We start from the raw sequence: 24,094 nt of genomic DNA on the forward strand, positions 1-24,094 counted from the left end.
TGGCGCCCGCCGCCTCGCCCGAAAAAAGCGCCGGATCGCGGTCAAAGACCTTCGCCGCCGACCCATTGCGCGTTGGACAGGCGCCGCGCGAGATCCCAGCTCTGGACGCGGATATCGGGCACCGCGACAACCTCCCACAGGCCGCCGCGAGTCATCGGCCCGATACAATGGATGCGGTCGTCGGGCGTCCCGTCTGCACGGATCGCGCGCGACTGCGCATCGACGTCGACGCCAAGCCGCAACGGATCGGGCCGGATCGCACCCGCTGCCAGCAGGTGCTTCACGAGCGGTTCCTCAGAGCGCAGCAGGTCACCCTGCGGCCCGGTGCAGTTCACGATCCGTGCCGCGCGCGTGACGACCGGGTCGGTCTCGCCGCGTGGTCGCCATGTCAGCTTCGCGTGCGTCCCGTCGGTGTCGGCGGACACGACCTTGCCCGCCGCGAAGGTAAGCCGCCCGGTCGCGACGAGTGCCTCGACCCGGTCCGCAACCGCCGGTGCGAGCCGGTGGCGGTGCACGTCCCAATACGGGCGTAGATGGCGAAGAAAGCGCCCGCGCACCTCCTGCGAAGCCGCCGACCACAGCATCTGCGTGACCGGACGAAGCTCGTCGACTGCACAGCGCCAACCTTCCTCCGCAGCGCGTGCACGAACATGGCGGACGAGGTCGGTCAGCCCGCCCTGCGGTTTGTCTGAGACACCGCGGTGCGCCGGCGCGCCATCGACATGCCGTCGCGGCGACAGCCCGCGTCGCGACATCGCCAGGATATGTCCGGCGAACCCCTGCGCATCGAGCAGCAACGCCGCGTCGATCGCGGTCAGCCCGGTCCCGACCAGCACGACGGTATCGTCCGCGCCCAGCCCCTCGGCGAGGTCGGCCGCCCAGGGGTCCGCGTAATAGACACCGGTCGGCAGCGCGTCCGGCTTCAGTCCCGGCGGGGTATGCGGTGGCAGGTTGCCGAGCGCGAGCACCGCGGTGTCGGCCGCGATCCTGCGCCCGTCCGCCATCGTCAGCGTCACGCCGTCGCCTTCGACCGGATCGATCGCGCAGACCTCGCCTTCGACATGCACCAGCCGGCCGTCCGACTCCGCGATCGCCGCATCGAGCAGTTCGCGCAGATACGCGCCATAAGTAGTGCGCGGGACGAAGGTCTTGCGGTCGCCCTTGCCATGCGCCTCCAGCCAGCGGACGAAGTGATCGGGATCATCGGGCAGCGCGCTCATGTTGCCCGCGCGGACGTTGAGCAGGTGATCCGGGTGCGCCGCGCTATACGCGACGCCCCGCGCAAGCTGCCGGTCGCGCCGCTCGATCAGCGTCACGCGCGGCCCCTCATGTCGCATCAGATTGACCGCGAACAGCGCGCCGGAAAAGCCGCCGCCGACCACGACGACATGATCCTCGGGCCCCGCAATACGCGGCATCGTCGCTCGGTCGTCCATCTGCTCGCTCACCTCGTTAGACGCTGGACGCCATGCCTGATCGACAGCGCCTAGCCTACCCCCGAGCGACATCGCCACTTCCGAACCAGTCACAATGCCCCTGTCCGGTCGCGCATCCCGAGCCGATTTACGACCACGTGATATCTGGCATTCCAACTGCAAGCCGAGCATGCTTGCGGGTGAACACGGCGCCCGCGCGGCCTGAGCTTACGGAAGATACGATACTATGCCGACCCTCCCTTCTGCCGCGCGCCTCCTGTTGATCGGCACGTGCCTGACGTCGGCAATCATGACGCATGCAAAGGCCGATCCGCTCGCGACGCTCGACCGCAACGGAAGCCTCGTCGCGATCGAGCCCTATGCGCCGAACATCGTCCGGGTCACCATCTCGCTCGACCGCGCGCTGGCCGATGCGCCACCGGGCGAAGGCCCCGACGCCAAGTCGGACGCGACTGGCTGGGCGCATCGCACAGATGCAAGCGGCGACGTATTCGCCTCAAGCGCAATGGCGTTGACGGTAAAGGCGCAGCCCTGGCCCAAGGCACCGTCGCAGATGCAACGCTATTTCGCGCCGTCGCTGCCACCCGTGTCCATCGCCGTGCGCAAGGCCGATGGTTCGACGATCGCCGAGATGACCGGCTGGGAGATGTCGCCGCAGACCGTCAATGGCGAGAAGACGTTCCGCGTCGGTGCGAGCTTCGCCGTGCAGCCTAACGAGCATTATTACGGGCTCGGCCAGAACCAGGAAGGCGTGCTCGATTTCAAGGGCCGGACGATCGATTGCCGCCATAATTACGACGCGCCTGCGGGCGAAACGGTGTGCGTGCCGTTCATGGTCACCAACAAGGGCTACGGCATCGTCTGGGACAACCCATCGGCGACCACCGTTTCCCCCGGCCTGTCAAACTCGACGCATTGGCAGTCGAACGTAGGCGAGCGCGTGTCGTTCTTCGTCATCACCGGCAACACCACCGACGAACTCTACGCCGGTTATGCCAAGCTGACCGGCGCGACGCCGCTGCCGCCAAAGGCCGCATTCGGGCTGATCCAGTCGAAGGCGCGCTACGAGACGCAGGCCGAACTGCTCGGAGTCGCCAACGGCTATCGCAAGCGCGGCCTGCCGCTCGACGTGATGGTGCTCGACTGGTTCTACTGGACGCGAATGGGCCAGCTCGACATCGACCGGACCTACTTCCCCGATCCCAAGGGCATGAACGACACGCTGAAGAGCATGGGGATGCATTCGATCATCAGCGTGTGGCCGCGGTTCGAGAAGGAATCACGCTATTTCAACTTCCTCGGCACCAAGGGGTGGCTGCTGAAGGACAAGGACGGCGGCGTGGTGGACGGCCTGCCGATCCGTTCGGACCGTGCCGGCGCGCTGCTCGATTCGACCAATCCGGATGCGCGCGGCTGGTTCTGGGACCGGATCCGCGACAATATCGCGAGCCAGGGCTTCGACTGGTTTTGGCTCGACGAGACCGAGCCGGATCTCGTGCCGGACGGCAATTTCTTCTCGATCGGGTCGGGCGACCGGTATCACAACCTCTATCCGCTGGTGCACACCAACAGTGTCGCGGAAGGCTCCGCGCGCGACCGGCCCGACTTCCGCAACCTGATCCTCGCGCGAGCCGCCTATCTTGGGACGCAGCGGAACGGCGCGCTGTTCTGGTCGTCGGACGTGCAGGCGAACTGGGAAACGCTGCACCGCCAGGTTCCCGCGGGGCTCGGCTTTACGGCGACCGGCATGGCGTATTGGAGCAGCGACACCGGCGGCTGGCAGTATCCGAACGGGCCGAAGGCGGAGCATGCGCCGTTGCTCGATCCGGGGGGTGCGACCGCGATGTCACCGAGCTACACCGACTATCCCGAACTGTTCACGCGCTGGTTCGCGTATAACAGCTTCACGCCGACGCTGCGCATTCACGGCCAGCGTCCGGCGACGGCGATCTGGGATTATGGTGCGGCGGCCGAACCGGTGCTCGCAGGCTTTCTGAAGCTGCGATATGCGCTGATCCCGTATCTCTATTCGCTCGGCTATCAGACCTACAAGACGGGCGCACCGTTCATGCGCGCGCTGTTCATGGACTTTCCGAACGACTCCGCCGTCGCAACGATCGGCGACGAATATATGTTCGGCCCGGCCTTCCTGGTCGCGCCGGTCACGGAACAAGGCGCCACCAGTCGCAAGGTCTATCTGCCGGCCGGGTCGGAATGGTATGATTATTGGACGGATCAGCGGTTTGCCGGTGGTCAGACGATCGTCGCCGCGACTCCGATCGACCGCATTCCGCTGTTCGTCCGCGCGGGTTCGATCGTGCCGATGGGCGTGCAGGTGCCGAGCACTGCGACGAAGCAGGCGCTCGAGACGATCAAGGTCTATCCCGGCCGTAACGCGAGCTTCACGCTGTACGACGATGACGGCGTGACCAATGGTTACAAGAAGGGCAGCGGATCCAGCGCTGTTCTTCGCTGGAACGATGCCGAGAAGACATTGACCACGTCCGGCCCCCTGCCGACCCGCCAGGCGGTCAATACGCTGGTGAAGATCGTGACGCCGCGCCAGCCGGCGGCGGCACGCTAGGGCCCGACGAAGGGCAGGTTCCGTCTCTTTAAAGGCGACCTGCCCTTCGCGTTCTCCTGCCCGGCTACGCGTCGATCAGGCGACCCAGCAGGTTCGCCATGCGCAGTCGACCGAGCGCGGTTAACTGAACATGCGATCGGCGGCCGTCGCGCGCGTCGCGAATGCGTTCGACCAGATCCGCTTCCTGCAACATCGTCAGATAGCGTAGCGCGGTGGCCGACGGCGCGCGTGCGCCGATGCAGACCGCCGAGACGCTCAGCCGGCGCTGCTCGTGTTCCGAAATGAACAGGTCGAGCAGGATGTCCCAGGCAGGTTCCGAGAACAGCGCGTCGCCGAGCATCGCATCCCGGACCTTGCGGAGTTCGTACAGCCGCCGGGCCATATCGACCAGAACGGTATCCGATACGGCGAACGGCGTCGCGCGCTTGGCGATATTGATCGGCGCCATGGCAAGTGCGTAAGTCATAAACGTCTTCCGAATTCGCTTATCGGATCGTGCGGTCCTGGCGACTCCAGTCGAGATCCCAGCCCTGGGCCTGGATCCGCCGCGAATGCCTGACCGTCCCGATCACGAGAAGCAGAACGATGGGATAACTCCAGACGGCAGAGAGGACGGCGTAGACGAGCCGGATGACGTCGGGGCTGATCGCCTTGGCCAGATGAGCCCCCGTCCCCAATGCGTGGAGCGCGGTGACCCAGGCTGGCCAGAAGCGATCGGCATGCAACGTGATCATGATCATCACGACAAGCAGGATCAGGTCGACGACCATGACACCGACCTCCATCCCGGCGAACAATACCGGGATGTCGCGCTGGATGACGCTGGTGGAAAGCGCTGCCAGCAACAGGGCCAGGCCCGTCAACCGCTCCGGTGCCCCGCCCCGCAGGAGCGCGTAGCCGGACGCGGTCAACTGTATCGCGTAGAACACCCAGACCCGATCCAACTCTTACCTCCGCAGGACCGTCAGCCGGTCGTTCAGGCGACCGCGGCCAGATGGAACGGCGTGTCGAAGTCGGCTCCCACCCGCAGCGCGCCCTCGTTCGGCGGGCATTCCGCGGTATCGCCGTAGCCGTAGAACTGGCCGAGACCGATCTCGGTACGGACGTCGACCAGCGCACGGTGCGCTTCAATGAAGCGCTGCCGAACGGCGACCATCTCGAACGACGCCTGCGAGACCATCTGCAACGCCGCGGCGCCGGTGCCGAGCGGCAGGTTCGCAGCGACGCGTTGCTGCATCAGCGTTGCCATACACGAGGCTGTGAGCATCGCAGCCTTGTCGACTGCCGCCTCTGCCTCGAGAAAGTCATTGGCTACCCTGTCGGCAGCGCGGCGGCGTTCTCTCAACATCGAAATTCCTCCCCCTTGGCACCGACGTTGCGGCGCCGTGTACGGGAGCGCTCTGGTCTCGGTTCGATCGTAACAGCGTCGTCAACGTCATCGCCATGTTGACGACCGCCATCGACGTGAAGGCAATCAGTCCCATGAGTGCGAGCAGTCGAAATATCCTGTCGCCGATCGAAAACCGGTTGCGCGCCACCCCCGTCAATCCGCTGCCACCGGATAACCCGAGGAAGCGGCGAACAAACCCCCGCGGCTCGCTCTGATCACTGCTTGCAGGCTTGGAGGGGCCGGGGGGAACGTCGAGTGGTTCGGATGGTAGCCGTTCGTACGCGGCGGCCGGGTCGGAAAGTGATGCTGGCTCGGCACGGGCGGCGGGGTAGGTGGGAAGGCGGTCGCGAACGAGCAGGGCGTCTTCGGCCCCACCGCGCTCGTGCTCCTGCAGGCGACGCGCCGCCTCGAACCGCGTCCCGACGCCGAGGATCTGGATCGCACGCTCGATCCGCTTGTCGATCGCGGACGGCGACACGCCGACGATCAGCGCGATCTCCTTCGAGTTGTGATGGGTCAGTACGAGCCGGAGACAGGCGCGTTGGGCTTCGGTCAACTGATCGATGCGTCCTGCGGTCATGGCGCGATGGTAGCGGGAACCCATGACGGTTGCACCTTCCGCGTGAGAGCGGAAGAAACTGAATTACAAACCTCTGAATTGGAAAGAATTTCTGGAGCCCAGTCGACGGACAGATCCTAGTATCGGCCCAAATAGAGAGGGTGCGATGATCGATGCTGCGGCAAACGCCAGGCTGGGCCTGCGCGTGGGGGAAAAGCAACGACTGAGGCGGGGCGGATTTCCACTGATTGCGGCGGCAATACTGTCCACGATGCTTACTGGTTGCGTCAATCCGGTTGGCCGTTCGCTGTACCAGCCTGCCCCGCTCGCGGCGACGCCGATATGGACCGGACGGACGCCGAGGCTGATCGAAGCAATCGCGGCTGACGGAGTTCATTTGCAGGGGCTGGTTCTGGCCGCCGGAAACACCGGACGGCGCGGTGCTGATCTATGTCCCAGGACGTGCGGGCAATCGCGACATCGCAGCGAGGGCCGCGCAGGCCTTCGCCCGTGACGGCCGAGGCGTGCTCGTCGCGTCGTATCGAGGCTATGGCGATAATCCGGGTGTTCCGGACGAACGCGGACTTTACTAGGATGGCCGCGCGTTCGTGGATTTGGCGGAACGGCTGGTGCCAGACGGCAAGCACTTCCTGTTTGGCGACGGACTCGGTGCCGCAGTGGCGTTGCACGTGGCCGCGGATCCATCGGCTGGAACAAGCGTCGACGGAGTCGTGACGCTCGGCGCGTTCGACTCTTTCGATCGGTTCGTGCCGAGTGTTGCGCGGGGGTTGTATGCGGATGCGTTCGACAATGCCGCGGCCATCCGGCGCGTGAAGGTGCCGGTGCTGCTAATGCATGGCCGCAAGGACGAGATCGTCCCGTTCGCGGCGGCGGAGCGGTTGCGTGCGGCGGCCGGCGGGAAGGCGATCGTCGTGCCGATCGACGGCGAGGCGTATCACAGCTTCGATTTGAGCCACATCGCGCCGGTGTGGCGAGCGCTGGACCAGATTGCGGCGGAGGAGGCGGTGGCCAAGTAGCGAGTTTAGTCGCGAGCGAAAATTTCGCTGTTGGGGATCGTTAGGCCGAGCGAGGGAATGACGAGGTGCAGAGAGGTCGAGAACAACGTCTCGATCCAGCCGCCCTCGATCCGCTGATGAACCGACAACGCTTCGGCATCGACATCGACGAAGGCGAGCGTGTCGATGGAATCGATCGCGCGGTATTCGTCTCTCTTGACGGTCAGGTCGAAGTGTCGCGTCGAGGGGGGAGAGGATCTCGATTATGACGCGCGGATCAGACAGGGTTAGATCGTTGGGCTGGTCGCCGGGCGCGCCGCAGTCGATGGTGAGATCGGGGTAGCGCACCGACCGGTCCTGCGTGCGGACTGCCATGTCGGAGCCGTAGGGTGTGCAGCCTGAGCCGCGCAGGGCAGACCGAACGAACGCGGTCAGGTTCACTTGCACCCGAGAATGCTCGCGGGTGCCGCCGGCCATCATGCGGATGACGCCGTTGTCGAGTTCGGCCTTCATGTCGGCGCCGAAATCGATCTGGAGGAATTCCTCGGCTGTCAGCAGCCGGTAGTGCGGGTCGCTCGCCATGTCGGGGACATACGCTGGTTGGGTAGACAAACAAAGGGCCGGGGATTGCTCCCCGGCCCTCTGCTTTGATCGGTGTTTGGCCTGGAACCGAGCATCGGCGAAGCCGCTGCTTTCGTCGAACGGGATCGGTGGCTTGCGCCGCCGACCCGCCGGCCGTCCTCGGCGAGTCCGTAGCCAGGGTGGCTACGGCCGCCCTTCGGATCAGAAGTCCATGCCGCCCATGCCGCCCATGCCGCCGCCGCCCATGGGCATGGCGGGCTTGTCTTCGGCCATTTCGCTCACGGCCGCTTCGGTCGTGATCAGGAGGCCTGCGACCGATGCTGCGTTCTGCAGCGCGGTGCGGACGACCTTGGTCGGATCGATCACGCCGGCTTCCACCAGGTTCTCGTAGGTGTCGGTCGCGGCGTTGAAGCCGATCGACGTGTCGTTGCCGTCGAGCAGCTTGCCCGAAACCACCGCACCGTCATGACCTGCGTTCTGCGCGATCTGGCGAACCAGAGCCGTCAGCGACTTGCGCACGATGTCGATACCGCGCGTCTGGTCGTCGTTCGCACCCTCGAGACCGTCAAGTGCCTTGGTCGCGTACAGCAGAGCCGTACCGCCGCCGGGGACGATGCCTTCTTCGACGGCTGCGCGGGTTGCGTGCAGCGCGTCGTCGACGCGGTCCTTGCGCTCCTTGACCTCAACCTCGGAAGACCCACCGACCTTGATCACGGCAACGCCGCCGGCAAGCTTGGCGAGACGCTCCTGGAGCTTCTCCTTGTCGTAGTCGCTGGTCGTGTTCTCGATCTGCTGGCGGATCGCTTCGGTGCGGCCCTTGATCGTGTCATGATCGCCGGCACCATCGACGATGACGGTGTTGTCCTTGTCGATCGTGACGCGCTTGGCGGTGCCGAGCATGCCGAGCGTGACGGTCTCAAGCTTGATGCCTAGGTCTTCCGAGATCATCTCGCCCTTGGTCAGGATCGCGATGTCCTCGAGCATCGCCTTGCGACGATCGCCGAAGCCCGGTGCCTTGACCGCTGCGACCTTCAGGCCGCCGCGCAGCTTGTTGACGACGAGCGTGGCCAGAGCCTCACCCTCGATGTCTTCTGCGATGATCAGGAGCGGACGACCCGACTGAACGACGGCTTCCAGGATCGGGAGCATCGCCTGCAGGTTCGAGAGCTTCTTCTCGTGGATCAGGATGTAGGGATCCTGAAGTTCGACGGTCATCTTCTCGGGGTTGGTGATGAAGTACGGCGACAGATAGCCGCGGTCGAACTGCATGCCCTCGACGACGTCGAGCTCGAATTCGAGACCCTTCGCTTCCTCGACGGTGATCACGCCTTCCTTGCCGACCTTCTCCATGGCTTCGGCGATCTTCTCGCCGACTTCACGGTCGCCATTGGCCGAGATGATACCGACCTGCGCGACTTCCTTCGAACCCGAAACCGGCTTCGAACGCGCCTTGACGTCCTCGACGACCTTGATGACGGCGAGATCGATGCCGCGCTTCAGATCCATCGGGTTCATGCCCGCTGCGACCGACTTCATGCCCTCGCGAACGATGGCCTGCGCCAGAACCGTTGCGGTGGTCGTGCCGTCGCCGGCGATGTCGTTGGTCTTCGAGGCCACTTCGCGCAGCATCTGCGCACCCATGTTCTCGAACTTGTCCTTGAGCTCGATCTCCTTGGCGACGGTGACGCCGTCCTTGGTGATGCGCGGTGCGCCGAAGCTCTTGTCGATGACGACGTTGCGGCCCTTGGGGCCCAAGGTCACCTTGACTGCGTCGGCGAGGATGTCGACGCCGCGGAGGATGCGCTCACGCGCGTCGCGGCCGAATTTTACGTCCTTGGAAGCCATGTCAGCTGCCCTTTCAAAAAGTGGAAGTTCACAAAGTGCAGACGCTGGCGCGGTTTTCGCCGCCAGCATTCCCTGGCCCGTTCACGTCAGTAATATCTGACGATGCCGAGCCCGTTGGCGTCAGCCAACGATGCCAAGGATGTCCGATTCCTTCATGATGAGGGAGGTCCTCACCGTCGACCTTGACCTCGGTGCCCGACCATTTGCCGAACAGGATCTTGTCGCCGGTCTTGACGTCGAGCGGGGTGATCGTGCCGTTCTCGGCGCGAGTGCCGGTGCCGATGGCGACGACTTCGCCTTCCTGCGGCTTTTCCTTGGCGGTGTCGGGGATGATGATGCCGCCAGCCGTCTTCTCTTCGGCTTCGAGGCGCTTCACCAGCACGCGATCATGCAACGGACGAAAGTTCATGGGGTCCATGTCCTTTTGGATTGTGACAGATTTCTGGCACTCGAGGTTATCGAGTGCCAACGGACGGCATATGTGCCTCGGGGTGGCCCATGTCAAAGGTTCCGGGGGGGCGAAATTTTTTCGGACGGGCGTGGTATTCGGGCACCTGCGCGTGTTTACCCAAAGGACCACCCCGGCGGAGGCCGGGGCCCAAGTGGCAAGGCTGCAGTAACGGCGCGCATCGCTCCATTAGCGACGTTCCCCAACTGGGCCCCGGCCTTCGCCGGGGTGGTGGAATTGGAATGCGCCTGGGCGCTTGCATTCGCGGAGAACAAGGCTGGGCAAACTTTCCCTTCTGCTCCCCTTCCGCTTGCGGGAGGGGTCGGGGGAGGGGGTTTCTCGGGCGGGGTGCCTGTGGGACGCCCCTCCCCTAACCCCCTCCCGCAAGCGGGAGGGGGACTGCGTGGTGGTTGGGGTAGATGGGCGGGCTAGAATGCTTCCTGTGTTGGACGCGTAATACAGGGCATTTACCTGTGCGCCCCGTTGCTCTAGCTCTCGTCCCATGACCGATACCGCTGCGCCGTCCTACGCCCCCCTCCTATGTCGACCCTGCCCGCCCGCCGCGGCGGAAATGGCGGCTCGTGCGGGGCGTGTGGAAGTTCCTCGTCGCGATCAAGGACGCGCTCGTCCTGATCGCGATGCTGTTGTTCTTCGGGCTGATCTTCGCGGCGCTCAATGCGCGGCAGAGCACGACGGCGATCAAGGACGGCGCGCTGGTGCTCGACCTCAACGGCTCGATCGTCGAGCAGCCCGAGGAACAGGCCGCGTTCGCAGCACTGTCGGGGCAAAGCCGGACGCGGCAGTTTCGCCTGCGCGATGTGGTCCGCTCGATCGACACCGCACGCACCGATGCGCGTGTGAAAGTGGTCGTGCTAGATCTCGACAGCTTCGGCGGCGCATATCCGGCAGCCCTCGGCGAAGTCGGCGATGCGCTGGCGCGGGTGCGGGCGAGCGGCAAGCCGGTGCTGGCTTACGCAACCGCGTACACCGATGGCGGCTATCGCCTCGCAGCGAACGCGAGCGAGATCTGGGTCAACCCGCTGGGTGGCACGATCTTCATGGGGCCGGGCGGCAACCAGCTCTATTACAAGGGCCTGATCGACAAGCTCGGCGTCAACGCACACGTCTATCGCGTCGGCCGCTACAAGTCGTTCGTCGAGCCCTACACGCGGGCGGACCAGAGCGACGACGCGCGCGCCGCCAGCACCGCGCTGTACGGGACGCTGTTCGCGCAGTGGCGCGAGGCCGTCGCGAAGGCCCGCCCCAAGGCGCAGATCGCGCAGTTCATGACCGCGCCCGACAAGGTGATCCCTCGCGTCTAACGGCAACATCGCAGAGGCGAATTTGCGCGCGGGCATCGTCGACAAGCTCGGCGACCGGATCAGCTTCGGGCGGCGCGTGGCGGAATATGCTGGCAGCGACGCCACCAAGCCGGCGGGCAACTACACCGCGATCAAGTACGACGCGTGGGTAAAGGCCAACCCCCTCCCCACCGCGGGCGATTCGATCGGTGTGCTGACCATCGCCGGCGAGATCGTCGATGGCGAGAGCGGCCCCGGCAAGGCGGCGGGCAAGACGATCGAGAAGGCGGTGCTCGACGGGCTCGCCAAGAAGACGCTGAAGGCGCTGGTGGTGCGCGTCGATTCGCCCGGTGGATCGGTGATGGCGTCGGAGCAGATCCGGCTCGCGATCCTCGAGGCCAAGCGGCAGAAGCTCCCCGTCGTCGTGTCGATGGGCGGACTCGCGGCTAGCGGCGGTTACTGGGTGTCGACGCCGGCCGACGTAATCTTTGCCGAGCCCGGCACGATCACCGGCTCGATCGGTATTTTCGGGGTGATCCCGACCTTCGAGAACGCGCTCGCCAAGATCGGCGTGACCAGCGACGGGGTGAAGACCACGCCGCTTTCGGGCCAGCCCGACATCACCGGCGGCACCACGCCGATGTTCGACGCGATCGCGCAGGCAGGGATCGAGAACGGCTATCGCCAGTTCGTCTCGCGCGTCGCGGCATCGCGGAAAATGACGCCGGCGCGTGTGGATGAGATCGGCCAGGGACGCGTCTGGGATGGCGGCACCGCGCGCCAGATCGGGCTGGTCGACCGGTTCGGCACGTTGCAGGACGCGATCGACGAGGCCGCCAAGCGCGCCAAGCTCGATCCGGCGAAGGTGCATGCCGAGTATCTGGAGAAGAAGCCGGGCTTCCTCGCGACGATCGCGCAGGATTTCGGCACTGATGGCGACGATGATGCAGGTGGTGGCGATGCGTTCGCGCATGTCGCGGCGGACCGGCGCCAGATGCTCGCGCGCGCCGTGGGCGACATGAAGCGGCTGGCGACGTCGGGCTCGATCCAGGTCCGCTGCCTGGAGTGCGGCGGGATGGGCCCCACGACCGCGGGCATCGGCGACGCCAAGCTGCTCGATCTGCTGCTGGCGCGGATCGGGTTCTGATGGTGGTCCCGACGTCTCGCGCCGCAACTGGCAACGGCGGCGGGATCGTCATCCGGGCGGCGGTGCCCGAGGACGCGGCGTCGATCGCGGCGATCTATGCGCCGCACGTGCTGGTCGGGACGGTGTCGTTCGAGACCGAGGCGCCCGATGCGCGGCAGATGCGCGCGCGGATGGCGGCGTCGGACGGGCTGTACCCGTGGCTGGTCGCGACGATCAGGGTGGAGGGCGGCACCGAGGGTGGCGTGCTGGCCTACGCCTATGCCTCGGCGTTCCACAAGCGCGAGGCGTACCGGTTCGCGTGCGAGACCACGGTGTATGTCGCGGACGCGGCGCAGCGACAGGGTGCAGGGCGACTGTTGTACGAGGCGCTGATCGATACGCTGCGGGCTCAGGGGTTTACGCAGGCGATCGGGGCGATTGCGCTGCCGAACGATTCTTCGATCAAGCTGCATGAGGCGGTCGGGTTCCGCCGGGCGGGGGTGTACCGCGAGGTCGGGTACAAGAACGGGCAGTGGATCGATGTCGGGCATTGGCAGTGTGAGTTGAACGAACCGGCGGTGCCGCCGGTGGAGCCGAAGCGGTTTGCGGATGTTGGGGTTGTGCGGGGGTAAAGCCTTCCTTGGGGTGGCATTGACCGTCGTCGGAGTGGCGAACCCTGGCGGAGGCCACCACCCCGGCGAAGGCCGGGGCCCAGTTGGGGAACGTCGCTGACGTGCGCTGCGCTCCGTTACTCCAACCTTTCCAACTGGGCCCCGGCCTTCGCCGGGGTGGTTTGGGGTGTTGGGTAGTGCTTTGCCAACCGACGGAGACCAGCCTCAGCATCAGAACGAGTAAGAGCGGGTCGTCCGTTCAAGTCCAACCACCAGCACTCCCCTCCTTGTTCTCCCGCGAAGGCGGGAGCCCAGACTGGGTCCCCGCCTTCGCGGGGACACAAACTGTTAGCGCGCGCGAAGTTAGCGGCGTCCACCATACGCAGGCAGCGCCAGATGAAAGCGAATCGCGGCCGCCCTCAACGTGAACCCTGCACTCGCCGCGATCACCGCCGCCAAGGCAAGCGGCACGCCCAGCAACACCAGCCCGACATAACTCGCCGCCGCGAGCGCCGCTGCGGTCACGTACAATTCCGGCCGCATTAGGATCGACGGCTCTCCCGCGAGCACGTCGCGGATGATACCGCCGACGCACGCCGTCATCACCCCCATCAGCGCCGCCGGTACCGGCGGCACGCCGTAGCCGAGCGCCTTCGCCGCGCCGTACACCGCATACGCTGCCAGCCCGACCGCATCGAACCAGCCGAGCGCCTCGTCCTTCCACCAGCGCTCGGGCGTCACCCAGATCAGCAGCGCCACGCCCAGGCACATGCTCGCCGCCCGCGCGTCGTGGACCCAGAACACCGGCGCGCCGATCAGCAGGTCGCGCACGGTGCCGCCGCCGACGCCGGTGATCAGCCCGAAGAACACGAGCGTCACGAACGTCTGGCCTCGCTTGGCGGCCGCCAGCGCACCTGAAGCGGCGAACACGGCCAAGCCCGCGAGGTCGAACCACGGCGCGGCGACGGGCAGGATCTCGACGGGCAAGGGCACGGGCAACATCGCGGCGGCGTAACCGGCCTGCCATCCAGCGTAAAGCGGGACCGCGGAATGACGTCGCTCGTGCCGAAAACGCAGTGGCTCGAATACCGGCAGCGAAGATGAACGCCAGCATGAACGCGGTGTTGTTTTCGGTTCATGCAACTGGCGGTATAGGGACATCGTTACATCAGCAGATCAATTCACTAGGGAGTTACACGATGCGTAAGTTCGTTCTGGCCATGGGCCTCAGCGCAATGGTCCTGCCGACCGTCCTCGTTCCCGTGTCGGCCGCCGATGCGCGCGATCGTCGCGAATGGCGTGGTCGTGACGGTCGGGTCTATTGCAAGAAGAACAACGGCACGACCGGCACGATCATCGGCGGCGTCGGCGGCGCATTGCTCGGTCGCACGGTCGACACCCGCGGCGACCGCACGGTCGGCACGCTGGGCGGCGCAGTCCTCGGCGGTCTCGCTGGTCGCGCGATCGACAAGGGCACGAGCAACAACAACCGTCGTTGCCGCTGACACTCATCGGCTAAATCAATGCCGCTATTTCGGTAGTTGCGCGTTGTGGAAGGGCGTCGTGGGAAACCGCGGCGCCTTTTTTCTTGTCCGATGAAGGATCAAAACGATGACCACACGCAGCGGTTCGGCAAAGTATGAAGGCCTCGGCAAGAGCGGCAAGGGCCATGTCTCGACCCAGTCGGGCGTGCTGTCCGACAGCCCGTACGGCTTCAACACGCGGTTCGAGAACGAGCCCGGCACCAACCCCGAGGAGCTGATCGCGGCCGCGCATGCATCGTGCTTCACGATGGCGCTGAGCTTCGCGCTCGCCGGCAAGGGGTATGAGGCGGGGACGCTCGAGACGTCCGCCAAGGTGACGCTTGACAAGGATGGCGACGGGTTCAAGATCACCAAGTCGGCGCTGACGCTGAACGCCAAGGTCGATGGCATCTCGAAGGAAGAGTTCGAGGCGATCGCCGCGGACGCCAAGGCGAACTGCCCGGTTTCGAAGGTACTCAACGCCGAGATCACGCTGGAGCATAATCTCGCCGCATAACCGCGGGTAATTATCGCAATCAGGAGGGCCCGGTGGAAACGCCGGGGCCCTTCTTGCGTCAGATGATGCCGCCGCCGAGACTGAGGCGGAGCGCGAAGATGATGATCAGGACGATGTTGAGATTGCGGCCGCCGCTGCTCGACGACAGCGCGCCGACCGCGGCGCCGACGATGCCGATCGGGATGACGAGCCAGTTCATCCAGCCGAGCAGCGGGATGAACGCGACGAGGCCTAGCACCAGGGTGACGAGGCCGATGAGGATCGAGACGATGTTCAGCATAGAGTGAACATGGCGAGTCGCATGGGTTCGGGCAAGATCGGCGTCACGCGCTCGACTCGGGACATGCGGAAAACGCTTTCTTCACCGTCTTTCGCGCATAGGATGGCGGTGATGAGTTTTCCCCCTGCGCCCCGCCCCTGATCCTTTTGCCGCTTGCGCTGGCCGCGTGCGACCGGTCGTCGACCGACCAGCAGGATCTCAACAGCCTCGATGCCGAGCTAACCAACGGCGCGGTGCGCGATCCGGCGCTGACGTCGTCGCTGGGGGGAGATCATGGTCGATCCGCGGCTGGCGCAGTCGTCGAACACCGATGCGGTGCGGCCACCGCCTCGGCCGGATAGTGGCGCAGTGCCGCCGGAAGGTCCGCTCAAGGCCGATCCGGTCGATCCGCGGACGCTGAAGCGCGCGCCGACGGCGTCGAACGACTGTCCGGAGTGCAAGACCGCGAACGGTGCGCTGACGCTGGGGGCATTGGCGGAGCGGCAGACGACGCCGAATGCGGGAGTCTGTGCGCAGAAGATCGGCTATTCGGCGGGGTGGGCGAACCGGTTGCCGGCGGACCTGCCGCTGTATCCGGCCGCGCGGCTGACCGAGGCTGCGGGGGCGGATCGCGACGGGTGTCGGTTGCGCGTGGTGAGTTTTGCGAGCGCTGCGCCGATGCAGAAGATGCTCGACTGGTATTTTACGAAGGCGACCGCGGCGGGGTATTCGGCTGGGCATAGCACGGACGGCAAGCAGCATGTGCTGGGCGGGGTTCGGGGAACGACGCTTATGTGGTGTATGTGACGGCGCGGGCTGGTGGCGGGAGCGATGTGGATCTGGTTTCCAACGCCGGGCGGTGAGTTCGCCAGCTAGAGGCACCACCCCGGCGGAGGCCGGGGCCCAATTGGAAAGGCTGATGTAATTGAGCGCCGTGCTCCGTTAGCGACGTCCCCCAATTGGGCCCCGGCCTTCGCCGGGGTGGTGGTGTGTTGGGGTGGCGTCGTTTTCCCTCTCCTTGTTCTCCCGCGAAGGCGGGAGCCCAGACTGGGTCCCCGCCTTCGCGGGGAAACACTTTGGGACAGGCTCGCACGATGATCTCGAAGTAACCCTGACGAAGCGCACACCCCTACCTCCAACCCCACCTTTCCGTTTTGCCCAATTCACGCTAGGGCGCGAGAATGCTTCCCCTTCTCTATGTCATGGTCGGTGGTGCGGTCGGATCCGGCGCGCGCTATCTGACTGGCCGCGCGATGCTGTCGTTGCTCGGCCCCGACTATCCCTTTGGTACGCTTGCCGTGAATTTGATCGGTGGGTTGCTGATGGGGGTGCTGGTTGGCGTGCTTGCCCGCAATACCGCTGCGGAAACGTGGCGGCTGTTGCTCGGCGTAGGCGTATTGGGGGGATTCACGACGTTTTCGGCGTTCTCGCTGGACGTCGTCACGATGATCGAGCGAGGCGCGATCGGCGTCGCGTTCGGGTATGTTTTGGTGTCGGTGATCGGTTCGGTCGCCGCGTTGTTCGCGGGTCTCTCCGCAGTAAGGGCCGTCGCATGACTGCGGGCAAAAGCGATAGCGATTCCGGCTTTCGGGAATTCAACGTCGGGTTCGACGATGACGGCATCCGGCTGGACCGGTGGTTCAAGCGGCATCTGCCGGATACGAGCTTCACGACGGTGGCGATGTGGGCGCGCACCGGGCAGCTCCGCGTCGATGGCGCGCGTGCGACGCCGGGCGACCGCATCGCGGCGGGCCAGATGCTCCGCGTCCCGCCGCCCGAGGCCGACAAGGCCGCTGCGGACGTGGATAAGCCCAGGCGCGTCCGCGAACGCGTGATCCTGTCGGACGAGGAAACCGAACTCGCGCAATCCATGGTCATCCACAAGGATTTCCAGGCGTTCGTGCTGAACAAGCCGCCGGGTCTCGCCACGCAGGGGGGCACCAAGACGACGCAGCATGTCGACGGGCTGCTCGACGGATTGCAGTACGACAATGAGGGGCGGCCGAAGCTGGTCCACCGGCTCGACAAGGACACCTCCGGCGCCTTGCTGGTGGCGCGGACGTCGCGCGCGGCGGCGTTCTTTGCGAAGGCGTTTTCGGGGCGGACCGCGCGGAAAGTCTATTGGGCGCTGGTGGTAGACGTGCCGTCGATCGAGGACGGCATGATCGAGCTGCCGATCGCCAAGCAGCCGGGCACCGGCGGCGAGAAGATGCACGTCGACGAGGCCGAGGGCGCGCCCGCGCGGACGCGGTACCGGGTGATCGAGCGTGCGGGCAACCGTGCTGCGTGGGTCGAGTTGCAGCCGTTTACCGGGCGGACACACCAGTTGCGCGTGCACATGGCGGCGATCGGGCATCCGATCGTTGGCGATGGCAAGTACGGTGGGGCCGCTGCGTTCCTGACGGGCGGGATCTCGCGGAAAATGCATCTGCACGCGCGGCGGATCAAGGTGGATCATCCGGATGGCGGATCGATCGACGTTACGGCCGAGCTGCCGACGCATTTCGCCGAGAGCCTCAAGCAATTGGGCTTCGAGGAGAAGCTGGGCGACGATCTGGTGCTCGACGAGAAGACCGCGCCGACGCGCGAGCAGATGAAGTCGCGGGCCAAGGCGCATGCGAAGTCGGTGCGGAAAGATCGTAAGGGTGAGCGGCGTGGGCGTGGGGTTGTCGAGGAGAAGGCTACGGGCAAGCCTGCGCCGAAGACGGGTGGGCCTCGGACCGGGGCTGGGTCGAAGTTCGGAGCGCCGCGGAGCGGGCCTCGGGTTGAAGGCGCCAAGCCTGCTGGGCGCGGGCGTCCGGGTGGAACTGGTAAGCCGGGTCCGCGGAGTGGGCCTGGGACCCGGTAGTTGGTGACTGCCGCCTAACGTGCCCTCACCCTTCCCACGGCCAAGCGGCCGCGGGCCCCTTCCCTCCCTCGAGGGGAGAGGGAGAAATGGTCAGACTGGGCGCTCAGGCCTAACCATTGCCCCACCCCGGCGGAGGCCGGGGCCCAGTTGGGGACGTTGCTAACGAAGGGCGGCGCTCCGTTATTGCCACCTTTCCAACTGGGCCCCGGCCTTCGCCGGGGTGGGGGTGGTTGGTTAGCGGTAGCTGCTTAGCACATACCGTTCCCCCGCGAAGGCGGGGGTCCAGGGGCTACGACCGTAACGCTGCTTGGTCCTGGGCCCCCGCCTTCGCGGGGAACTAGGTGAGCGCAGTTAGCCTACTTCAGCCAGCCCAGTAGCAACCGCCGCACGCCCTCCGTCACCGTCCCGAACACGATGTGCGACGCTGCACTGTAGAGATGCGTCGTCGGCGCAGTGTTCCACGGCGCATCGCCAAGCCCCACCGCCGGCACCGCCGCCTCGTCGAGCAACGCCGTCGTCGCCGCGGCGAACGCGGTGCCGTAGCCCGCGGTCACCGAAGGCCGGTATTCCGCCGCCACCGCGTAGGCGATCCCCAGCCCTGCCCCGAGCGCATAATGCACGACCTGTCCGGCGAGCGGCTTGCGATCGTCGGGGATGTCGTGGCCGACCACCGCCTGCGACACCTTGTCTGCCGCCTTCTCCGTCGCCGGTTCCGCATCGCTATCCGATGAGGACAGCGCGGCAATGCCGGCCTGGAACAGGTCCATCGCCAATGACGCGGCCAAGCCGGCGACGAGTCCCGCAGCGGCGGCGGCCCAGATGTTCGGGGTGTCGATCGGTGCGTGCGCCATCGTTGTGTCTCCAGAGCTATCCGACACGAACCGTTCGCAGGCGCGCGCGTTCCGGTTTGGCGTTTCCTCGCGTGCATGCGTGATCTACGAGGCGGCGATGCGTTGGAAAATCTCATGATCCGTCTTGCCGTGTTCGATTGCGACGGGACGCTCGTCGACAGCCAGGCCAATATCTGCGTCGCATGCGAGCGTGCGTTCGAGGGGGCCCGGCTGACCCCGCCGCCGCGCGCGGACATTCGGCGGATCGTCGGGCTTAGCCTCGTCGAGGCGATGCAGGTGTTGCTGCCGGAGGCGGACGACGCGCTGCATCGATCGCTCGCCACCGACTACAAGAACGCGTTCCATGCGATGCGGGCGAGTGGCGAACTTGCCGACGAGCCGCTGTTCGAGGGGATCGCCGAAGTGCTGGGAACGCTCGCCAATGACGGCTGGGCGCTCGGCGTGGCGACGGGGAAGTCCGACCGCGGGCTCGCGCATATCCTTACCGCGCACGGGATCACCGAGCGGTTCGTGACGTTGCAGACCGCGGACCGGCATCCGTCGAAGCCCGATCCGGCGATGCTGCTCGCGGCGATCGCGGAGGCTGATGCGAGGGTGGAGACGACCGCGATGATCGGCGATACGAGCTTCGACATGGCGATGGCCCGCGCGGCCGGTGTGCGCGCCGTCGGGGTCGCGTGGGGGTATCACGACGTGCACGAGCTTTCCGATGCGGGGGGCGGATGTCGTCGCGACGGCGGTGCCGGACCTGCTGCACATGGTGGCTACACGATGACCGACGCGGACAAATTGGCACAGCGACGCTGGTTCGTGCTGGTCGCAGTGCGGCTGGCGGGGGTTGCGGGTGCCCTGCTCGGGCTGATCCTGATCGCGCGCGCACATGATCTCGGACCGAAGATCCTCGGGACGGCGATCGTGCTGTCGGCGATGGCGATGATCGCGATCGTGCCGCGCAGTCTGGCGCATCGCTGGCGGAGTCCTGACGCGTGAAGCGGTTCTGGAAAGACGTCGCGATCGATGCGGATCGGGTGGTGACGCTCGATGGCAAGCCGGTGCGGACGCCCGGGCGGCGGCCGCTGGCGTTGCCGAGCGATGCGTTGGCCGAGGCGGTCGCGGCGGAATGGCGCGCGGTTGGGGAGACGATCGATCCGCGGACGATGCCGCTGACGGGCTTGGCGAACGCGGCGACCGATCCGATCGCGAACGATCCTGCGCAGTTCGCCGCGCGGCTGGCGGCGTATGGCGAGAGCGACCTGCTCTGCTACCGCGCGGAGGGGCCGCCTCTGCTGGTCGAGCGGCAGGCGGCGTCCTGGGATCCGCTGCTGACGTGGGCACGGGGGCGGTACGACGTGACGTTCGCGGTGACGGCGGGCGTGATGCACGTCGCGCAACCGGACGCGACGGTGGCACGGCTGCATGAGGCGGTGGCGGCGTATGACGATTTTCGGTTGGCGGGGTTGTCGCCGGTGGTGACGTTGACCGGGTCGCTGGTGATCGGGCTGGCGTTGATCGAGGGCGAGATCGATGCGGATGCGGCCTGGGCGGCCGCGGGGATCGACGAGGACTGGTCGGTCGAGATGTGGGGCGAGGACTGGCAGGCGACTCAGTTGCGCGAGTTGAAGCGCGAGGAGTTCGGGGTCGGGGTAGAGTTTCTGGGGCTACTCTAACCCCCCTCCCTGAAAGGGAGGGGGTTGGGGGTGGGTTGGCCTGTTGTCTGACGCGGCGATCCCCCAGCGGCCGACCCACCTCCGGCCCCTCCCTTTCAGGGAGGGGTGAAGACTAGCGGGTCAGCCTGCGAATGAAGCCAATCAACCCGGTCTGCCGCGAACGCTTGAGGCGTTCCGCGGCCAGGATCGTCTTCACCCCGCGGATGCAGCTGTCGACGTCGTCGTTGACCAGCACGTAATCATAGCCGTCCCAGTGGCTGACCTCGTTGGCCGCGCGCGACATGCGGGCCTCGATCACCTCGGTCGAGTCGGTGCCGCGGCTAGTCAAGCGGCGGTGGAGTTCTTCCATCGAGGGCGGGAAGATGAAGACGCGGACGACGTCGCCGCCGGCGATCTGGAACAGCTGTTGCGCGCCCTGCCAGTCGATGTCGAACAGCACATCCTTACCGGCGGCAAGTAGTTCCTCGACCTGCGCGCGCGGCGTGCCGTAGCGGTGGTTGAAGACGTGCGCCCATTCGAGGAACTCGTCCTTCGCGACCATGTCGCGAAAGCCCTCGAGGTCGGTGAAATGGTAATCTTTCCCATCGACTTCGCCGGGTCGCACCGACCGGGTGGTGACCGAGACCGACATTTCGAGTTCGTGCTCGTCCGCGAGCAATCTGCGCGCGATGGTCGACTTGCCGGCACCGGACGGTGAGGACAGGACGAACAGGACTCCGCGACGACGGAAACCATGCGGGTCGGACGGAAGTGTGTGGGGCATGCGCGCCCTTGCCGCGGACCGCATATGGGCGTCAACCCATGCGCGGCCCGCGCGTGGTATTACGAAGGCGGATTAATAGCCGGCCTTGCGGGCCTTGTTACGGTCATACGCCTTCTTGGCCGCATATCCGCCGCCGAGGATCATGCTGAGCGGGCCCATGCGACGCATCAGGCCCATCGCCACGACGCCCTTCACTGCGCCCGAAGCGCCGCCCGAACCGTCGCGACGGCCCATCTCGCGGCCGACCAATGCGCTGATAATACGTCCGATCATGCTTCTGACTCCCCGAAAACCTGGTCCTTGAGTTCCGCTGCACCGCGCAGCACTGCCCAGCCGATCGCGTATGTCACGGCTAGCGGCACGACGATCTTGAGTACGTTGGCGGTGATCGCACCGATGATCGCGCCGTCCGCGTTGCCGTCGTCGCCGCTGAGCGAGTCGATGCCTGCGCCGATCAGCGCGCCTATGGTCGTTGCGCCCACGTAATTTCTCCTGTCCGTGTGGCGGCTTAGCGTTTGACAAGGGATTGGGTTCCCGCGCGCCACCACCATCCGTCATCCTGACGAAAGTCAGGACCAGGATTGCCCAGCAGGCCGATCGTGGCTCTGGGTCCTGACTTTCGTCAGGATGACGGAATGAGCGCGGAAGGTCAGCGGCCGAGCATCGATTCGGGTTTGACGACGCGGTCGAAGGTTTCGGCGTCGACCAGGCCCAGCGCGAGCCCGGCTTCCTTAAGCGTCAGCCCTTCGGCGTGCGCGTATTTGGCAATCTTTGCGGCGGCGTCGTAGCCGATCTCGGGTGCTAGTGCAGTTACCAGCATCAGCGAGCGGTCGAGCAATTCCGCGATGCGGCCTCGGTTGGGTTCGATGCCGTCGACGCAGCGCTCCGCGAACCCTTCCATCGCCGTCGCCAGCAGGTCGATCGAGCGGAGGACGTTGGCGCCGATCAGCGGCTTGAACACATTCAGTTCGAGATGGCCCTGCATGCCGCCGACCGTCACCGCGACGTGGTTGCCCATCACCTGGCCGGCGACCATCGTCAGCATCTCGCACTGCGTCGGGTTCACCTTGCCGGGCATGATCGAGCTGCCGGGCTCGTTCGCGGGAAGGTCGATCTCACCGAATCCGCAGCGGGGGCCCGGAGCCGAGCAGGCGGATATCGTTGGCGATCTTGGTCAGCGCGACCGCCAGCGTGTTGAGCGTGCCCGACAGGTGGACGAGCGGGTCGTTCGACGCGAGCGCCTCGAACTTGTTGCGCGCGCTGACGAACGGCAGGACGGTGATCTGCGCGAGTTCATGCGCGATCGCGTCACCGAACCCGGCAGGCGCGTTGAGGCCGGTGCCGACCGCGGTGCCGCCCTGCGCGAGGATGACCATGCCGTGGCTGATCGCAGGCTCGATCCGGTGTCGACAGCGATCGAGCTGGTTCGCATAGCCGGAGAATTCCTGACCGAGCGTCAACGGGGTCGCGTCCTGGAGATGGGTGCGGCCGATCTTGACGATGTCGTCCCAGGCGTTGGCCTTGGCGTCGAGCGCGGCGTGCAATTTGTCGAGCGCGGGGATCAGGCGATGCGTGGTGGCGATCGCGGCGGCGATGTGGAGCGCGGTCGGGAAGCTGTCGTTGGACGACTGGCTCATGTTGACATGGTCGTTGGGGTGGACGGGGGACTTGCCGCCGCGGGTGCCGGTGAGGACTTCGTTGGCGCGGCCGGCGATGACCTCGTTGGCGTTCATGTTCGACTGCGTGCCGCTGCCGGTCTGCCAGATGACGAGGGGGAACTGGTCGTCGAGCTTGCCGTCGATGACTTCCTGCGCGGCGGAGTCGATGGCGGTGGCGATGGCTTCGTCGAGGCCGTGCGACCGGTTTACGCGAGCGGCCGCTTGTTTGACGAGGGCGAGGGCGTGGACGATCTCGATCGGCATGCGTTCGCGGGTGGCGAAAGGGAAGTTCTCGATCGAGCGTTCGGTTTGGGCGCCCCAGTATGCGGTGGCGGGGACTTCGATCGGGCCGATCGTGTCGGTTTCTGTGCGGGTGGTCATGGGGGGTCAACCTTCCGGGGCTTGCGTGGGATCCCTCGCCCCTCCGGGGGAGAGGGGAGGGAGGAGCCGTAGGCGACGGAAGGGAGAGGGGCCGTTGGGATGAACCGTACCGAGCCTCACTCCCCTCTCCCTTCCCACCGCAAGTGCGGCGGGCCCCTTCCCCCTCTCCCCGTAGGGGCGAGGGAGTTTGGGTCACTTCTTCCGCTTGAAATCCACGGCTACGACGTTGGAGCCGTCTTCGATCGGCACCGCGGTCGGGCCGTCGTTCTCAGCTTCGTCGTGGTCGCCGAGCGCGTCGTCCGCACCCTCCTGCGCCTGGAAGCGGAGTTCGAAGCTTACCGCGGGATCCTGGAACGCGGTGATCGCCGAGTATGGGATCACCAGCTTCGACGGGACCTGATTGAACGACAGCCCGATCGAGAAGCGCTCGTCGTCGACGATGAGGTCCCAGTAGCGGTTCTGCATGACGATCGTCATCTCGTCCGGGAAACGCTCGATCAGGCGCTTGGGGATGTCGACTCCCGGCGCCTGCGTCTTGAAGGTGATGTAGAAATGATGCTCGCCGGGAAGCCCGCCGGCCTCCGCGACGGAGCCGAGCACGCGGCCGACCACGGCACGCAGGGCTTCTTGTACGATCTCGTCGTACGGAATCAGGCTATCGGGCAGTCCATCGGTCATATCCCTTGGGTAGCGCCATTCGGATGCCGGTCAAGATTGCATGCGTCGTGG

The 24,094-nt window shown here is 65.9% G+C and carries 26 protein-coding genes and 4 pseudogenes; 13 read left to right on the plus strand and 17 right to left on the minus strand.

Annotated features, from left to right (window positions below; translation table 11 throughout):
* Positions 1-41 precede the first annotated feature (41 nt).
* A complete protein-coding gene (locus NHF48_RS11935; RefSeq protein ID WP_253072409.1) occupies positions 42-1,436 on the minus strand; it encodes an FAD/NAD(P)-binding protein in 1,395 nt (464 codons plus the stop codon).
* 289 nt (positions 1,437-1,725) lie between these two features.
* Here NHF48_RS11935 and NHF48_RS11940 point away from each other — a divergent pair, with 289 nt between their 5' ends.
* Positions 1,726-4,020, plus strand: a complete 2,295-nt coding sequence (locus NHF48_RS11940) for a glycoside hydrolase family 31 protein (protein ID WP_253072410.1) — start codon at positions 1,726-1,728, stop codon at positions 4,018-4,020.
* A 64-nt stretch (positions 4,021-4,084) separates the two neighbouring features.
* On the opposite strand, the gene NHF48_RS11945 is transcribed toward NHF48_RS11940, so the two are convergent.
* The 4 genes from NHF48_RS11945 to NHF48_RS11960 form a co-directional block, all read right to left on the minus strand.
* Entirely contained in the window at positions 4,085-4,486 is a 402-nt protein-coding gene (locus NHF48_RS11945; RefSeq protein ID WP_253071243.1) for a winged helix DNA-binding protein, read from the minus strand.
* Positions 4,487-4,505: 19 nt separating this feature from the next.
* Positions 4,506-4,931, minus strand: coding sequence for a hypothetical protein (locus tag NHF48_RS11950; protein WP_165895259.1), 426 nt, complete (start codon positions 4,929-4,931; stop codon positions 4,506-4,508).
* Between the two features lie 65 nt (positions 4,932-4,996).
* Positions 4,997-5,269 carry a hypothetical protein gene (locus NHF48_RS11955; RefSeq protein WP_263816848.1) on the minus strand — a complete coding sequence of 91 codons (273 nt, stop codon included), beginning with the start codon at positions 5,267-5,269 and terminating at the stop codon, positions 4,997-4,999.
* A gap of 55 nt (positions 5,270-5,324) precedes the next feature.
* Positions 5,325-6,014: a sigma factor-like helix-turn-helix DNA-binding protein gene (locus NHF48_RS11960; protein ID WP_253071245.1), complete on the minus strand. Its 690-nt coding sequence runs from the start codon at positions 6,012-6,014 to the stop codon at positions 5,325-5,327.
* A 395-nt stretch (positions 6,015-6,409) separates the two neighbouring features.
* Here NHF48_RS11960 and NHF48_RS11965 point away from each other — a divergent pair, with 395 nt between their 5' ends.
* Together NHF48_RS11965 and NHF48_RS11970 are read left to right on the plus strand one after the other, a co-directional pair.
* The gene (locus NHF48_RS11965) at positions 6,410-6,562 is read left to right on the plus strand and encodes a hypothetical protein (protein WP_253071246.1); all 153 of its coding nucleotides are present in this window, start codon (positions 6,410-6,412) and stop codon (positions 6,560-6,562) included.
* A 15-nt stretch (positions 6,563-6,577) separates the two neighbouring features.
* Positions 6,578-7,006 carry an alpha/beta hydrolase gene (locus tag NHF48_RS11970; protein ID WP_253072527.1) on the plus strand — a complete coding sequence of 143 codons (429 nt, stop codon included), beginning with the start codon at positions 6,578-6,580 and terminating at the stop codon, positions 7,004-7,006.
* A gap of 5 nt (positions 7,007-7,011) precedes the next feature.
* On the opposite strand, the gene NHF48_RS25075 is transcribed toward NHF48_RS11970, so the two are convergent.
* From NHF48_RS25075 to groES, 4 genes and pseudogenes are all read right to left on the minus strand, one after another.
* Complete coding sequence (locus NHF48_RS25075; protein ID WP_342454775.1) at positions 7,012-7,134, minus strand: hypothetical protein; 123 nt, start codon at positions 7,132-7,134, stop codon at positions 7,012-7,014.
* A 148-nt stretch (positions 7,135-7,282) separates the two neighbouring features.
* A pseudogene (locus NHF48_RS11980) lies at positions 7,283-7,567 on the minus strand (Uma2 family endonuclease); the annotation flags it as partial.
* 201 nt (positions 7,568-7,768) lie between these two features.
* Entirely contained in the window at positions 7,769-9,412 is a 1,644-nt protein-coding gene (groL, locus tag NHF48_RS11985) for a chaperonin GroEL (protein WP_056065680.1), read from the minus strand.
* A gap of 120 nt (positions 9,413-9,532) precedes the next feature.
* A pseudogene (groES, locus tag NHF48_RS11990) lies at positions 9,533-9,821 on the minus strand (co-chaperone GroES).
* A gap of 677 nt (positions 9,822-10,498) precedes the next feature.
* On the opposite strand from groES, the pseudogene sppA reads away from it, so the two are divergent.
* Together sppA and NHF48_RS12000 are read left to right on the plus strand one after the other, a co-directional pair.
* Positions 10,499-12,308: pseudogene (gene sppA, locus NHF48_RS11995) on the plus strand (signal peptide peptidase SppA).
* A complete protein-coding gene (locus tag NHF48_RS12000; protein WP_253071247.1) occupies positions 12,308-12,919 on the plus strand; it encodes a GNAT family N-acetyltransferase in 612 nt (203 codons plus the stop codon). Before sppA ends, NHF48_RS12000 begins: the two are co-directional and overlap by 1 nt.
* A 342-nt stretch (positions 12,920-13,261) precedes the next feature.
* On the opposite strand, the gene NHF48_RS12005 is transcribed toward NHF48_RS12000, so the two are convergent.
* The gene (locus NHF48_RS12005; RefSeq protein ID WP_253071248.1) at positions 13,262-13,900 is read right to left on the minus strand and encodes a trimeric intracellular cation channel family protein; all 639 of its coding nucleotides are present in this window, start codon (positions 13,898-13,900) and stop codon (positions 13,262-13,264) included.
* 197 nt (positions 13,901-14,097) lie between these two features.
* On the opposite strand from NHF48_RS12005, the gene NHF48_RS12010 reads away from it, so the two are divergent.
* Both NHF48_RS12010 and NHF48_RS12015 read left to right on the plus strand, forming a co-directional pair.
* The gene (locus NHF48_RS12010) at positions 14,098-14,403 is read left to right on the plus strand and encodes a glycine zipper 2TM domain-containing protein (protein ID WP_056489725.1); all 306 of its coding nucleotides are present in this window, start codon (positions 14,098-14,100) and stop codon (positions 14,401-14,403) included.
* A 106-nt stretch (positions 14,404-14,509) separates the two neighbouring features.
* Positions 14,510-14,938 carry an OsmC family protein gene (locus NHF48_RS12015; protein WP_056065668.1) on the plus strand — a complete coding sequence of 143 codons (429 nt, stop codon included), beginning with the start codon at positions 14,510-14,512 and terminating at the stop codon, positions 14,936-14,938.
* 58 nt (positions 14,939-14,996) lie between these two features.
* Here NHF48_RS12015 and NHF48_RS12020 read toward each other — a convergent pair whose 3' ends face one another.
* Entirely contained in the window at positions 14,997-15,218 is a 222-nt protein-coding gene (locus tag NHF48_RS12020) for a hypothetical protein (protein ID WP_056052052.1), read from the minus strand.
* A gap of 146 nt (positions 15,219-15,364) precedes the next feature.
* Here NHF48_RS12020 and NHF48_RS12025 point away from each other — a divergent pair, with 146 nt between their 5' ends.
* The 4 genes from NHF48_RS12025 (at position 15,365) to NHF48_RS12040 (ending at position 18,045) form a co-directional block, all read left to right on the plus strand.
* Positions 15,365-15,559: a hypothetical protein gene (locus tag NHF48_RS12025; protein WP_253071249.1), complete on the plus strand. Its 195-nt coding sequence runs from the start codon at positions 15,365-15,367 to the stop codon at positions 15,557-15,559.
* Entirely contained in the window at positions 15,492-16,004 is a 513-nt protein-coding gene (locus tag NHF48_RS12030) for a hypothetical protein (protein WP_253071250.1), read from the plus strand. The genes NHF48_RS12025 and NHF48_RS12030 overlap by 68 nt, the downstream gene beginning before the upstream one ends.
* A gap of 374 nt (positions 16,005-16,378) precedes the next feature.
* Positions 16,379-16,753 (plus strand): fluoride efflux transporter CrcB, encoded by a 375-nt coding sequence (gene crcB, locus NHF48_RS12035; RefSeq protein WP_253071251.1) that lies wholly within the window; start codon positions 16,379-16,381, stop codon positions 16,751-16,753.
* Positions 16,750-18,045 (plus strand): RluA family pseudouridine synthase, encoded by a 1,296-nt coding sequence (locus NHF48_RS12040; protein WP_253071252.1) that lies wholly within the window; start codon positions 16,750-16,752, stop codon positions 18,043-18,045. The genes crcB and NHF48_RS12040 overlap by 4 nt, the downstream gene beginning before the upstream one ends.
* 356 nt (positions 18,046-18,401) lie before the next feature.
* Here the strand turns inward: NHF48_RS12040 and NHF48_RS12045 are convergent, their stop codons facing one another.
* Positions 18,402-18,896: a DUF1440 domain-containing protein gene (locus NHF48_RS12045; RefSeq protein WP_253071253.1), complete on the minus strand. Its 495-nt coding sequence runs from the start codon at positions 18,894-18,896 to the stop codon at positions 18,402-18,404.
* A 102-nt stretch (positions 18,897-18,998) separates the two neighbouring features.
* Here NHF48_RS12045 and NHF48_RS12050 point away from each other — a divergent pair, with 102 nt between their 5' ends.
* Together NHF48_RS12050 and NHF48_RS12055 are read left to right on the plus strand one after the other, a co-directional pair.
* On the plus strand, positions 18,999-19,886 hold the full coding sequence (locus NHF48_RS12050; protein WP_263816849.1) for an HAD-IA family hydrolase: 888 nt from the start codon (positions 18,999-19,001) through the stop codon (positions 19,884-19,886).
* A complete protein-coding gene (locus tag NHF48_RS12055) occupies positions 19,883-20,563 on the plus strand; it encodes an ATP12 family chaperone protein (RefSeq protein WP_253071255.1) in 681 nt (226 codons plus the stop codon). Before NHF48_RS12050 ends, NHF48_RS12055 begins: the two co-directional genes overlap by 4 nt.
* A 112-nt stretch (positions 20,564-20,675) precedes the next feature.
* Here NHF48_RS12055 and gmk read toward each other — a convergent pair whose 3' ends face one another.
* The 5 genes and pseudogenes from gmk to NHF48_RS12080 all read right to left on the minus strand — a co-directional run bounded on the left by gmk (position 20,676) and on the right by NHF48_RS12080 (position 24,043).
* Positions 20,676-21,326: a guanylate kinase gene (gene gmk / locus NHF48_RS12060; protein WP_056065649.1), complete on the minus strand. Its 651-nt coding sequence runs from the start codon at positions 21,324-21,326 to the stop codon at positions 20,676-20,678.
* A gap of 72 nt (positions 21,327-21,398) precedes the next feature.
* Positions 21,399-21,599 (minus strand): hypothetical protein, encoded by a 201-nt coding sequence (locus NHF48_RS12065; RefSeq protein WP_253071256.1) that lies wholly within the window; start codon positions 21,597-21,599, stop codon positions 21,399-21,401.
* Positions 21,596-21,808 carry a hypothetical protein gene (locus NHF48_RS12070; protein ID WP_056052081.1) on the minus strand — a complete coding sequence of 71 codons (213 nt, stop codon included), beginning with the start codon at positions 21,806-21,808 and terminating at the stop codon, positions 21,596-21,598. The genes NHF48_RS12065 and NHF48_RS12070 overlap by 4 nt, the downstream gene beginning before the upstream one ends.
* A 167-nt stretch (positions 21,809-21,975) precedes the next feature.
* Positions 21,976-23,365, minus strand: a pseudogene (gene fumC, locus NHF48_RS12075) (class II fumarate hydratase).
* Between the two features lie 192 nt (positions 23,366-23,557).
* Positions 23,558-24,043 (minus strand): SspB family protein, encoded by a 486-nt coding sequence (locus NHF48_RS12080; RefSeq protein WP_056052087.1) that lies wholly within the window; start codon positions 24,041-24,043, stop codon positions 23,558-23,560.
* Positions 24,044-24,094: the final 51 nt, after the last annotated feature.

This window comes from Sphingomonas sp. H160509, assembly GCF_024124765.2.
Classification (GTDB): Bacteria; Pseudomonadota; Alphaproteobacteria; order Sphingomonadales; family Sphingomonadaceae; genus Sphingomonas.